This is a genomic window from Actinomadura citrea, assembly GCF_013409045.1.
In the GTDB taxonomy this organism is placed as follows: domain Bacteria; phylum Actinomycetota; class Actinomycetes; order Streptosporangiales; family Streptosporangiaceae; genus Spirillospora; species Spirillospora citrea.
Genome location: NZ_JACCBT010000001.1, coordinates 5,132,170 through 5,144,242, shown reverse-complemented (window position 1 = coordinate 5,144,242; position 12,073 = coordinate 5,132,170). Strand labels below are relative to the sequence as shown.

10 protein-coding genes are annotated in these 12,073 nt (G+C 72.5%); 5 read left to right on the top strand and 5 right to left on the bottom strand.

Translation table 11 applies throughout. The features are described from left to right. Nucleotides 1-77 precede the first annotated feature (77 nt). Nucleotides 78-416, top strand: coding sequence for a VOC family protein (locus BJ999_RS24055; protein WP_179835378.1), 339 nt, complete (start codon nt 78-80; stop codon nt 414-416). A 4-nt stretch (nt 417-420) separates the two neighbouring features. On the opposite strand, the gene BJ999_RS24050 is transcribed toward BJ999_RS24055, so the two are convergent. The 3 genes from BJ999_RS24050 to BJ999_RS24040 all read right to left on the bottom strand — a co-directional run bounded on the left by BJ999_RS24050 (nt 421) and on the right by BJ999_RS24040 (nt 4,637). Beyond that, a complete protein-coding gene (locus BJ999_RS24050; protein WP_229810707.1) occupies nt 421-1,611 on the bottom strand; it encodes a putative PEP-binding protein in 1,191 nt (396 codons plus the stop codon). 181 nt (nt 1,612-1,792) lie between these two features. Beyond that, nucleotides 1,793-3,652: an FAD/NAD(P)-binding protein gene (locus tag BJ999_RS24045; protein ID WP_229810708.1), complete on the bottom strand. Its 1,860-nt coding sequence runs from the start codon at nt 3,650-3,652 to the stop codon at nt 1,793-1,795. Between the two features lie 322 nt (nt 3,653-3,974). Continuing rightward, on the bottom strand, nt 3,975-4,637 hold the full coding sequence (locus BJ999_RS24040; RefSeq protein ID WP_179835375.1) for a TetR/AcrR family transcriptional regulator: 663 nt from the start codon (nt 4,635-4,637) through the stop codon (nt 3,975-3,977). 53 nt (nt 4,638-4,690) lie between these two features. On the opposite strand from BJ999_RS24040, the gene BJ999_RS41425 reads away from it, so the two are divergent. Beyond that, a complete protein-coding gene (locus tag BJ999_RS41425; RefSeq protein ID WP_218935199.1) occupies nt 4,691-4,981 on the top strand; it encodes a VOC family protein in 291 nt (96 codons plus the stop codon). Continuing rightward, nucleotides 4,978-5,325: an FAD-dependent oxidoreductase gene (locus BJ999_RS41420; RefSeq protein ID WP_218935198.1), complete on the top strand. Its 348-nt coding sequence runs from the start codon at nt 4,978-4,980 to the stop codon at nt 5,323-5,325. Before BJ999_RS41425 ends, BJ999_RS41420 begins: the two co-directional genes overlap by 4 nt. A 12-nt stretch (nt 5,326-5,337) precedes the next feature. On the opposite strand, the gene BJ999_RS24030 is transcribed toward BJ999_RS41420, so the two are convergent. Beyond that, entirely contained in the window at nt 5,338-6,516 is a 1,179-nt protein-coding gene (locus BJ999_RS24030; protein ID WP_179835374.1) for an ROK family transcriptional regulator, read from the bottom strand. 150 nt (nt 6,517-6,666) lie between these two features. On the opposite strand from BJ999_RS24030, the gene BJ999_RS24025 reads away from it, so the two are divergent. After that, nucleotides 6,667-10,158: an alpha-N-acetylglucosaminidase TIM-barrel domain-containing protein gene (locus BJ999_RS24025; protein ID WP_179835373.1), complete on the top strand. Its 3,492-nt coding sequence runs from the start codon at nt 6,667-6,669 to the stop codon at nt 10,156-10,158. A gap of 7 nt (nt 10,159-10,165) precedes the next feature. Here the strand turns inward: BJ999_RS24025 and BJ999_RS24020 are convergent, their stop codons facing one another. Further along, complete coding sequence (locus BJ999_RS24020; protein ID WP_179835372.1) at nt 10,166-10,987, bottom strand: SAM-dependent methyltransferase; 822 nt, start codon at nt 10,985-10,987, stop codon at nt 10,166-10,168. 231 nt (nt 10,988-11,218) lie between these two features. Here BJ999_RS24020 and BJ999_RS24015 point away from each other — a divergent pair, with 231 nt between their 5' ends. Then, the gene (locus BJ999_RS24015; RefSeq protein WP_179835371.1) at nt 11,219-12,055 is read left to right on the top strand and encodes an SAM-dependent methyltransferase; all 837 of its coding nucleotides are present in this window, start codon (nt 11,219-11,221) and stop codon (nt 12,053-12,055) included. Nucleotides 12,056-12,073 lie beyond the last annotated feature (18 nt).

The window sequence follows — 12,073 nt, the reverse complement described above, 5'->3', positions numbered from 1 at the left end:
GGAAGGCGGGCGGCGATGAGTTGGCGGCACCGCCGTGGTCATTACCTGCGACACGTCCACGACGCAGGAGGAAACGCATGTCACTCGATCTCTTCGCCGGAATCCCCGTCACCGACTACGGGGAGGCGCTGCCGTGGTACGAGCGCTTCTTCGGCGGGAAGCCGTCGTTCCTGCCCAACGACATCGAGGCCGTGTGGGAAGTGGCCGAGCACCGGTACGTCTACATCGTGCAGGACCCGGAGCGGGCGGGGAACGCCCTGGTGCTCGCGTTCGTCGACGATCTCGGTGACCGGGTCGCGGGGATCGCCCGGCGGGGCATCGCGCCGGCGCGGCGCGAGGAGTACGGGAACGGCGTGACCAAGGTGGTCTTCCGCGACCCGGGGGGCAACGAGATCGGCTTCGGCGGCGCCGGGTGACGCGCTAGGCCGCCGTCCTCGCGGCGAGGTGACGCAGCTCGGCGGCGCACATCATGAGCCTGCGCACCGGAAGGTGCCGCGCGTAGTGGTCCAGGTCGGCGCCCAGCGCGAACACGTGGACCGGGACCCCGGCGGCGCGGCCGGACTCCACGGCCTGGCGCAGCGCCGCCAGGACCGCCGGATGCCGCGTCTGGTAGACGGACGAGACCAGGTGGTTGCCGCGGTCGGCGGCGAGGTAGAACTGGATCAGGTCCTTGGTGCCGACGAACAGCTCGCAGGCCCCGGAGGCGCAGAAGCCGGCCGCCGAGTGCACGGCGGCCGGCGTCTCGACGAAGACGGCGAGCGGCGTCTCGTCCCCGAGGCCGAGGAACCGCCGCAGCCGCACGTACTCGTCATGGTCGTTGATGAACGGAACGGCGAAACGCACCCGGTCCGCGTCCGCGCCCAGCCGGTCCCGCAGGTGGCGGCGCAGCGCCCGGAAGGCGTGGGGGTAGCGGCGCTCCCGCAGCAGCCACCGGGCGCCGTGCCGGCCGAGTTCGGGGTTCGGCTCGTCGTCCACGTGGTCACCCGACGTGATCTTGGCGGCGTCGTCGGAGCGCAGGTCGAGGAGCCTCATGATCAGGCGCTGGCCGGGAAGGAGTTCGCGCACCATCGGGCAGAGCTCTGACGCCACCGCGGCGCCGTAGCGCTCGGCCTCGCGGACTCCCGCGCGCAGTGAGTCGATCGGGCTCAGGGCGGCGGAGAAGCAGAGGAACTCCTCGCGGATGAAGAACGAGTCGGCGTGCTCGACGCGCGGTGCGAGGGCGTTCGTCGCCCGGATGTCCGCGGTGTCGGTGACGACCACGCAGATCGACTCGACGTCGCCGAAGGCGGCGTCCGGGCACCGCGGGGCGGGCGCCGCCGGTGCGGCCTCGCCGAGGACGACCGACGCGCGGTCGAGCAGGACCGTGGCCTCGCCGGCGAGCCCGTCCAGTTCGGACGGGGCGACGCGCAGCACGGGGATTCCACGCGAGCGGCAAAGGGATTGCATGTGGCCGGTCCGGCCGCCTTTCGCGCAGATCACGGCTGAACAGGCGACGATGGCGTCGTAAAGGTCGGGGCCGAGTGCATCGACGACCAGAATGGTGCCGTCGACCGGTTTTCTGCTGCGATTGCAGGATCCTTGAACGGAGCGCTGGTGTGAATCGACGAGCACGACCCCTGAAACTTCGCGAGGGCTCACGGACGTCCTCTCTCTCGCCGGTCCCGGTTGGCGATGCGGGCCGACCGCGCTCGAAGGCGATCCGCGGTCAGTCCCGTCCCGGGCAGAGCATGGTTAGAGAGTGACAGTCGTGGACGAGGAAACGCACCTCCCGAATGCCGATGTGGCTTTCCGGCTATCCCGATTCCGGCGGCTCGTCGAGTTCGAGAATCGACCGGAGATCCCGCGGCGTCACGGACAGGTCGTTGAGCCTCGTCGTGGCGGCCGCGTTCACGACGAAGCGCAGCGCGCCGTCCGGCGCGGGGGCCTCGCCGTTGGCGATCACGGTGCTCAGAAGGGCTTTCAGGCCGTGATCGAGCCGCTCCGCCAGGGCTCGGCGATCGCGGCGGCGCCGGGCGGCCATCCGGCGCACGTCGAGCCGTACCGCACGGGCGAACGCCGCGCGCACCTCGTCGTCCCCACCGTGGGCCACGGCCTTGGACACGGTTTCGGTCGGTTCGTCGTAGCACGATTCGAGGTGGCGCAGCACCACCGCGGCGACGCCGACCGAGTGGTTCTTGATCGCGGCGAGGTTGAACGTGAACGCGCCCATCCGGCCGTACCGGGTGATCTCGTCGCCCTCCCGGGGGCAGCCGACCACGGTGATCGGGGCGGTGCGCACGCCGGCCGGTCCGAGGAGGAAACCGTGGCCGTCCACCTCGACGCCGCGTCCGGTCCGCCGGTGCCGCGCGGCGAGCCCCCTGCCCAGCAGGTTCCGCCAGAGCGCCGAACCGACCCGCTCGTAGTCGGTCTCCCGCCCGAAGTTGGAGATCACGAGGTCCGCCTCGACCGTCCGCGCCGGCGCGGGCCCCGACACCGCCACCCGCAGCCTGCCGGCCTCGGTGGCGGTGATCCCGCCGACGGCGCCGGTGGTGAGGGCGATCGGCCCGCCCTCCGCCATCGCGGCGTCGACGAGCTCGGTGATGTGGGGGACGGCGCTCACGCGCAGCGTGGCCAGCAGGCTCCCGTACCCGTCGAGGAGCGCGCGGAGATCGGCCGAGGGGATCCGGGCGAGGACCTCGGGCAGCCGGGGCTCCCAGGACTTGGCGATGCGCTCGCTCACGACCGCGGGCGCCACGCCGGGATGCCGCTGGGCGACGAAGGCGCAGGCCCGTTCCCACTCGCTCCTGAAGAGGCGGACGAGCTCGTCGCGGCCCTCGTAGCCGTCGGAGTGCAGCCGTGGCGCCGGCAGGTCGAGGACGTGGTGGCGGTGGTCGGAGGGATATGTGCGCAGCGTCAGACCGGACCGCGAGATCATGTGGATCCTCCCGGTGTGGCCGTGCCGCAGCAGGAGTGAGGCCGAGTCGTACGCGCTCAGCAGCGTGCCGATGATGGCGACCTCGGCGTCCCGCCGGAGGCCGAGGATCCGCTGGATCCCCTGCTCGGAATAGGGGTGCCGGACGAAGCAGGGGTGGTCCCTGACGCCGGCCGCGAACGGGAGCTCCCGCTCCTCCAGCCCCGTCGCGAGGACGACGTGGTCGGCCCCGATCGTGGTCGGGTCCGGCCCGGCGCCGGATCGCGAGGGGTGCGTCTCCACGACGACGTGTGCGCGGCCGGGGCCGACCGCGATGTCGACCGCCTCGCCGTCGACTTCGAGCAACTCCACGCCGTCCGTCGCCTCCCGCGCGGCCTCGGTGAGGCGGGTGCGCAGGTAGTCGGCGTAGAGCCGGCGGGGTGCCGGACCGGACTCGGTGAAGGTGAAGCCCCTCCACCTCGGGGGCCAGCCGGTCCGGTCGGCCTCGGTGTTCGCCCAGTCCACGAAATCGTCGACGTCCTCCCGGAACATCGACATGCGGCCCGCCTGGATATTGAAGACGTGGTGCCAGTGGTTGCCTGAACGGTGATAGGCCACGCCCGCACTGCGATATTCGGGCCGCCGCTCTATCAGCACCACTTGTAAAGGTTCCCGGGCGAACTGCATGAGACGTATGGCGGTGGCGGTTCCGGCCAAGCCCGCTCCGACGATGACGACCCTGCGGGATCCTGGAAAGCCCACGTGACCACTCCTCCGCCCGAGCCGAACGGCTATGGAAAATCCCCCACTGTTGAGCGTAGCGCGCATTATCGTCCAGGCTCAATGGTTCGGCCGCCGAACGGGCCGCGCATATTCGCGCAGGCGGCGGCCGCCTGGTGCCGGGACCAATCCACCGGCGCTCCGCTGGAAAGTCGCTTCCCATGGAAAGTCGCGTTCCAAAGCAATTCGCTATATGAATTCTTAGCGAATATGTCGGCGAGTGAACGCCCGGCCGCGCGTACGTGAGCCGGCGTGACGTGGGCGGGTCCGTGCCGGCCCCGTTCCCGTCCGAGGATCCCGGGCGCTACCGGTTTGCCGAGCGCCGGTCGCCGCGGGGCGGTGCGGGCGTCGCACCGTAGACCGTGAGCCAGATCGTCCGGGCGAGGGTGCGCGCGATCCGCTCGTCTCCCGCGCCCTCGTCGTGGTGGCAGTGCGCGGAGATCGTCCGTTCCACGGTCCAGATCAGTACCTGGGCCGTCGACCGGACGTCCATCTCCGGGTCCACGGTGCCCGCCCGCCGCTCCCTCTCCAGCCGGTTCTGCACGACGGCGGCGAACCGCCGTATCCGCTCGCGCCAGAACTCCGCGACCTCGGGGTCGTACCCGGCGACCTCGGCCAGGGCGTGCAGGACGCGGCGGTGCTCGCGGTACGCGATGATCATCTGCCGCATGGCGCGGGCGACGCCGTCGACCCCGTCGGAGTGGTCGGCCCGCCACCAGATGACGGCCTCGCCGAACAGTGCGTCGACCGCCTCGTCCGCCAGCGCGAGGAGCAGCCGGCTCTTGTCCGGGAAGTGCAGGTAGAGGGTGGAGCGCGCCACCCGCGCTCGCTCGGCGATGCGTTGCACGGGCAGCTCGGTGTAGGGCGTGCCGTCGGCCATCATCTCCGTCGCCGTCCGCAGCACGCGGCGCCGGACGTCGTCGCGCCGCTCCCGGACCTTCCTGCGGGGCTGGGTGGTGGTCGCCATGGCCGCAGCGTACCGCCTCCAGGCCAGGATCGGACAGTGTGTCGACACAATGCTTGACAGCACCGCCGGAACCGGCGCCCGCGGCCGGCCGGGGCTCCTGGATCCCCCGCACCGACATCAAGCGCTCCGACCTCACCCAGGTGCCCGGCAAGCTCGCCGAACCGTCCGACGACGGGCCGCACCCCGGATCCACCACCGAGTGGTGGTACACGCACGTGATGGATCCGGCGACGCGCCGCACCTTCATCGCGATGCTGCTCACCGCGCCCGTCCCCACCGCGGTGATCTTCCGGTACCCGGAGAGGGGGCCAAGACCGTCCTGCCGGAACCGACCGCGCGGGTGACCGCGGCGGACGGTCCCACCGTCGAGAGCAGCGCCAACGACGAGCCGCTGATGGTGAACACGGTCGGAAGCTGGCAGAACCGGCCGAGCGCCCGCACGCGGATCCCGAACCTGTTCATGGCCGGCGACTACGTCCGCACCCATGTAGACCTGGCCACCATGGAGGGCGCGAACGAGTCCGGCCGCGCCGCCGTCAACGCGCTGCTGGACGCGGCCGGCTCTCCCGCGGAACGGGTCCCGATGTGGGAGCTCTACCAGCCGCCCGAACTTGACGGCCTCAAGATGCTCGACGCCCAGCGCTACCGCTCCGGCCTGCCCAACCTCTTCGACACCCTTCCTGGATGATCTTTCGGCGCCTCAGACGGTGAGGCGGCGCCAGACCTCGTCGAGGGCCAGGTGCAGGGCGCCGGTGAGGACGGTGTCCTCCGCGAGGCCGGAGAACTCCACGGTGGGAGGGGTGAGGGTCAGCTCGGTCAGGTGCCGGGTGATGGCGCCGAGCAGGACGGACCCGGCGCGGGCGACGCCGCCGCCGATCACGACGGTGTCGGGGTCGAGGACCAGCACGGCGGGGGCGATCGCCTGCGCGAAGGTCGCGGCCACGGCGTCCACGACCCCCTGGGCGACGGCGTCTCCGGCGGCGGCCGCGGCGAAGACGGCGGCGGCGTCGGGCTCGCCGCCGCGCAGGGCGGACTCGGGGTGCCCGCGAGCGGCGCGGCGGGCCCGCGCGGCGATGGCCTCGGCGCCGATGGTGCGCTCCAGCGGGCCCCGCCCGTCGCCGGTCTCCGGGACGCGGCCGGGCGGGCGGATGAAGCCGATCTCCCCGGCGGCGCCCGAGCCCCGGTGGAGGCGGCCGTCGATCACGACGCCCGCGCCCAGGCGCTCGCCCCACTGCACGGCCAGCAGGGTCCCGCGCTCACCGGCGACGGCCAGGGCGGCGAGGTTGGCGTCGTTCTCGACCTGGACGGGGCAGGGAAAGCGGTCGCGCAGGTGGCCGGAGAGGTCCACCGACGTCCAGCCCGGGACGCTCGGCGCCAGCAGGACGCGCCCGGCGCCGGGGTCGACGATGCCCGGCGTCGCGACCACCACGCCGGCGATCTCGTCCGCACCGAGGCCGGCCTCCCGCAGGGCGCTCTCGATCACCTCGTCGACGGCGCGCAGGAGGTGACCGGCCTCGCTCCGCCCGACCGGGCGGCGCACGGCCGCCAGGCGCCGCGCGGCGAGGTCGCTGACCCCCGCGCTGACCGTGTGGGGGCCGACGTCGAGCCCCAGCACGGGCGCGGCGCGGCCCCGCAGAGAGACGCGCACGGCGGGGCGGCCGCCGTGCCGGGAGGCGGCCGCCGGATCGTGCTGCTGGAGCCAGCCGGCCTCGACCAGGTCGTCCACCGCCTGCCCCACGGTGGGACGGGTGAGCCCGGTCAGCTCGACGAGTTCGGCCAGGCGCAGCGGATCGGGCGCGCGCTCGCGCACCGCCCGCAGAACGGCGGCGGTGTTGAGGCGGCGCAGCACCGGGGTGCCGACCGCGCGATCCTCTTTCATGCCCCTCCAGAAGATCGCGGACGAACCCTTGACCGCGGGGCCCGGCGCCCTCATGATGAAGGCCGCTCCAGTTTTTCAACGAGCTTAACAAACCTCGCGGTGGAGGTGTCCGCCATGGTCCCGGGCCGACGAACGGAAACCGGTGGCCGCTTGCGGTCGGCCATCGTCATGCTGGTCGCGCTGCTGGCGGTCTCGATGACCGCGGTGGTTCCGGCCGCCGCGCGCGACGCCGAACCGGCGGCCCGCGCCACCGGACCCGCCGCCCGCGCGCTGGAGCGGCTCCTCGGCCGGGGAAGGGCAGGCCAGGTCGAGCTGCGGACCATCCCCAGGGGCTCCGGCCCCGACCGCTTCCGGGTCTCCGCCGAGCACGGCCGTCTGGTCGTCGCGGGCACGTCCCCGGCCGTCCAGCTCACAGGATTCGGCCGTTACCTGCGGGAGGTCGCGCACGCGAACGTCGCCATCGGCGGGACGCAGCTCGACCTGCCCGGGCGGCTGCCGCTGCCGTCCGCGCCGATCGAGGCCGACTCCTCGGTCGCGCACCGGTTCGCGCTCAACGACACCAACGAGGGATACGCCGGCGCGTACCTGAGCTGGGAGGAGTGGGAGCGCCGCATCGACGCGCTCGCGCTGCTCGGCATCAACGAGGTCCTCGTGTACGAGGGGCAGGACGCGGTCTACCAGCGGACGTTCCAGCAGTTCGGCTACAGCGCCGCGGACATGCGCGCCTGGATCCCGCAGCCGGGCCATCAGGCGTGGTGGCTGCTGCAGAACATGTGCTGCACCGACTCGCCGATCTCCCAGCAGCTGATCGACCGGCGTGCGGCGCTCGCCCGGCGCATGGTCGGCCGGCTGCGCGAGCTGGGCATGACGCCGGTGCTGCCGGGCTTCTACGGCACCGTCCCGACCGACTTCGAGACCCGCAATCCCGGCGCCAACACTGTCCCGCAGGGCACCTGGAACGGCCTGGAGCGCGCCGACTGGCTCGACCCGACCGGGCCCGAGTTCGGCAAGGTCGCCGGCGCGTTCTACCAGGCGCAGACCCAGCTGTACGGGGCGAGCACGATGTACAAGATGGACCTCCTGCACGAGGGCGGGCGGGCCGGGTCCGTGCCGGTGCCCGAGGCGTACCGGGCCGTGCAGGACGCGCTCGAAGCGGCGCATCCCGGCGCGACCTGGGTGATCCTCGGCTGGCAGAACAACCCCCGAAAGGAGACCCTCCAGGCGGTCGACCGCTCCCGCATGTTCATCGTGGACGGCATCACAGAGCAGCCCGACATCACCGACCGCGACAAGGACTTCCTCGGCACGCAGTACGCCTTCGGCACGATCTGGAACTTCGGCGGCCACCAGAACTTCGGCGCCGGCCTCACCGTGTGGAACGAGAAGTTCCACGCCTGGCGCGCCAGGCAGGGCACGGCCATGAACGGCATCGCGCTGATGCCCGAGGCCATCGACAACAACCCGGCCGCGGTGGCGTTCTTCGCCGACATGCCGTGGCGGGACGGCCCGGTCGACGTGGACGCCTGGTTCGACCAGTACGCCACCGCCCGCTACGGGGCCGCCGACCCGCACGCGCTCGCGGCCTGGCGGATCATCGGCCGGACCGCCTACGCGTGGCCCGCGGGCAAGGACACCCGGCACGTGACCGGCCTGTTCGACGACCAGCCGAACCTCACCGCCACCGGGACGCCGCTGCAGTACGACCCGGGCGAGTTCGAGAAGGCCCTGCGCGAACTGCTCGACGTCGATCCGCGGCTGCGGCGCTCCGGCGCGTACCGCTACGACCTCGTGGACGTCGCCAGGCAGGTGCTGGCCAACCGCGGCAGGCTGCTCCTGCCGAAGATCCGCGCCGCCTACCGGGACGGCGACCGCACCGCCTTCGCGCGGCTCACCGACCGGTGGATGGGCGAGATCCGCCTCATGGACGACGTCCTCGGCGCCGACCCGCACTTCCTCCTCGGCACCTGGCAGCGCGAGGCGTCCCGGCAGGCGGCGGACCGCAGGGAGGCGGCGACCCTCGACTACAACCTCAAGTCGCTGGTCACGCTATGGGAGAGCGACAGCCCCGGCCTCCAGGACTACGCGCGCCGCGAGTTCAACGGGCTGGTCGGCGGCTACTACGCCGAGCGCTGGAGGACGTTCTTCGACGAGCTCGGGCGCGCCATGAGGACCGGCGCGGAGCCGCAGCGGATCGACTGGCGCGCCGTGGCCGAGCGCTGGGCGCACGGCGGCACCCGCTACGCCGCCGAGCCGCGCGGCGACGCCCACCGGCTGGCGCGGCGGGTGGCCGAGGAACCGGCGGGCGCGCTGGCCCTCGCCACCGACCGCAAGGGCGTCGAGCCGGGCGGCGCCGTCCGCGTCACCGCGACGTTCACCAACGAGTCGACGCTCAGCGAGGCCCGGAAGGCGCGCTTCCGGCTGGCCGCACCAGCCGGCTACAGGATCGCGGCGGGATCCGGCCCCGCCGGCGATGTCGCCCCCGGCGAGACCGCCACCGCGACCTGGACGGTGACCGCACCCGCCGACGCCCGGCCCGGCGCCCTGCCGGGCCTGGACGCCACGGTCTCGTGGCGCACCGCCGGAGGCGACTCCGAACAGGCGAGCGCCCACTCCCTCCTCATGGTCGGCAGCGGCACGGTGGGGGCGCCCTACAAGACCTTCGCCTCCACCGCGGCCGAGTTCGCGCAGTCCGGCGACACGGTCGGCATCGCCGCGGGCGGCAAGGACATGTGGGGCGAGACCAACGAGTTCGCGACCGTCTACAAGGAAGACGGGCTGACCCCGGGGCACGCGGTCTCCACGAAGGTGACCAGGCTGGACGGGGCGTCCGACTGGACGCGGGCCGGACTGGTCGCGGGCGACGACCTGGCCCGGGCCGGGTCCGCCGGGTACGCCACCATCGCCGTGACGCCCGCCCACGGGTGCGTCTTCTCCCGCGACGCCGACGGCGACGGCCGGCTCGACCACTACACCGAGGTCGGCGGGTTCACCGCGGGCGAGGTCCACGTGCGGCTGAGCAGGGACGGCGACCGGATGACGGGATCGTGCAGCTCCGACGGCAGGAACTGGGCCGTGGTCGGCTCCGGCACGGTCCCCGGCACGGCGGGCGCCCAGGACGTCGGCATGTTCGTCAGCGCGGTCAACGGCCACACCGCTCAGGAGGCGATCGCGCAGTTCGGCGGCGGAATCGTCGCCTCGCCCAGCACGTCCCGGGACGGGTCGGGCGACCCGCTGCAGAGCCTCCGCAAGCCGGTGACGGCGCTGTCCTCCGAGCCCGGGCGGCCGCCGGAGGCCGCCAACGACGGCAGCCGCGCCAACTCGCCCTACTGGGGCGGCCAGATGACCTACGGCGAGAACTGGTGGCGGGTCGACCTGGGCGCCGTCGACGACGTCTCGCGCGTCAACGTCCGCAACTACGTCGACGGGACCCGCTACTACACCTACCGGCTGGAGGGCAGCCTCGACGGCGACCACTGGTTCACCCTCGGCGGGCGCAACGGGCCCCGCCCCGCCGCCGACGCGGGCGACACCATGACCACCGAGGCCGAGGCCCGCTACATCCGGGTGGTCGGTTCCGGCAACACCGCCAACCTCACCTTCCACCTCACGGAGGTCAGCGTCTACGGCACTCCGGTGGGGTGACGCGCGCTCAGGGTTTGCGCCCGACGCCCCCGACGCTCCAGATCGGCCTGGACGACTCGATGGTCTCGTGCTCGGGACGCCACAGGGGGAGGTAGACGACGCCGGGCTCGATCAGGTCCCAGCCGGAGAAGAGCCCTTCCACCTCGGCCCTGGTCCGGACGTTCGAGCGCGGCTTGCCGCGGATCGCGTGGGTCTCCTGCTGGTAGAGGAAGGCGAGCCTGGCGGTGACCTCCGGGCACAGGTCGCTGACCGGATGGGAGATCGCGATATGGCTGCCCGGCGCCATGAGGTCGCCCAGCCGCCGGACGCTCCACGCCACTTCCTCGTCGTCGGGAATGGCGTAGAGCACGTGGAAGAACAGCAGCGCCGTCGGCCGGTCGAGGTCGATCAGGCGGCGCAGGTCGGGGTGCCGCGCGATTCCTTCGGCATCCCGCATGTCGGCCTCGACGACCGTGGTGTAGGGGTTCTTTCCCAGCAGTGCCTGCGCGTGGACGCGCACGACGGGGTCGTTGTCCACGTAGACGACCCGGCAGTCCGGCGCCACCGCCTGGGCGATCTGGTGCACGCTTCCCTGGGTGGGCAGGCCGGTCCCGATGTCGAGGAACTGGCGTATCCCCGCGGCGGCGAGGAACCGCACGACGCGGTCCAGGAACTTGCGCCCCTCGCGTGCCAGGACCGGCAGTTCCGGCGCCAGCTCGATCGCCTGGAGCGCCGCCTGCCGGTCCGCGGCGTAATTGTCCTTGCCGCCGAGGAAGTAGTCGTGCATCCGGCTCTCGTTGGGCGCCGTCGGATCGAAGGTCTGCGGCTCGTGCCCCGCGGGGAAGGGCATGGCTTCTCCATTCAGCTGACATCCGAGCGGTGACGCACGGCGGCCGGGAATCGCCCAGTATGGCACGCACCTTTCCGGTGTGCCCGACGTACTCGAGGCAGGTGCCCCGGCCGGGCACGTCGATCGTCGGCGCCGGGCCGCCGGGGCCGTGCCGCCGGACCGAATCGTGATCGGTCGTTTCTGTGGACCGGTCCGACAGGACGTGCGCAGACCGTAGAGTTGGGTGCGAAGATGATCAGCGTGGGCGGCCGGCAGGGAGGCACGGTGGCAGGCGAGGGGCTTCGGCCAGGCGGATTCGACCCGAGCGTGCCGAACATCGCTCGCATGTACGACTACTACCTCGGCGGCAAGGACCACTACGAGGCCGACCGCCTCCGCGCCGAGGAGGCCAAGTCCGCCGACCCCACCCTGATCACCCTGATCAAGGAGAACCGGGCGTTCATGGGCCGCGCCGTCCGGTACATGGCCGAGCAGGGCATCGACCAGTTCCTCGACATCGGCACCGGGCTGCCCACCCAGCAGAACGTCCACCAGATCGCCCAGTCGGTGAACCCCGCCGCACGCGTCGCCTATGCCGACTACGACGGCCAGGTCGTCGCGCACGGACGGGCGATCCTCGCCGACTCGCCCGGCACCCGGATGGTCCAGGCCGACATCCGCCGCCCCCGCGAGATCCTGGAGCACCCCGAGATCACCCGGCTGCTGGACTTCGGGAAGCCGGTCGCGCTGCTGACGATCGCCACCCTGCACTTCATCCCGGACGAGGACGACCCGCCCGGCGTCATGGCCGATCTGCGCGAGGCGCTCGCGCCCGGCAGCCACATGGCGATCACCCATGCCTCCGCCGACGGCGTGCCCGACATCGTGGCGAAGGTCGTGGAGGTCTACAAGAGGACGAACGCGCCCGGCACGCCGCGCACCCTTGACCAGGTGACGGGCCTGTTCGGCGACTTCGAACTGGTCGACCCGGGCCTGGTGTGGGCGCCGCTGTGGCGGCCGGAGCACCCGGTCTCCCTTGAGGAGGCCCTGCCGATCTGGTTCTACGCCGGGGTCGGCCGCAAGCTCTGAGGTGTGCGTGCACGACCG

Excerpts from the sequence above, each read along its gene's own strand:
- BJ999_RS24055 (WP_179835378.1), top strand. The coding sequence starts at position 78 with ATGTCACTCGATCTCTTCGCCGGAATCCCCGTCACCGACTACGGGGAG.
- BJ999_RS24040 (WP_179835375.1), bottom strand. The coding sequence starts at position 4,637 with ATGGCGACCACCACCCAGCCCCGCAGGAAGGTCCGGGAGCGGCGCGAC.
- BJ999_RS24030 (WP_179835374.1), bottom strand. The coding sequence starts at position 6,516 with ATGAAAGAGGATCGCGCGGTCGGCACCCCGGTGCTGCGCCGCCTCAAC.
- BJ999_RS24020 (WP_179835372.1), bottom strand. The coding sequence starts at position 10,987 with ATGCCCTTCCCCGCGGGGCACGAGCCGCAGACCTTCGATCCGACGGCG.
- BJ999_RS24015 (WP_179835371.1), top strand. The coding sequence starts at position 11,219 with ATGATCAGCGTGGGCGGCCGGCAGGGAGGCACGGTGGCAGGCGAGGGG.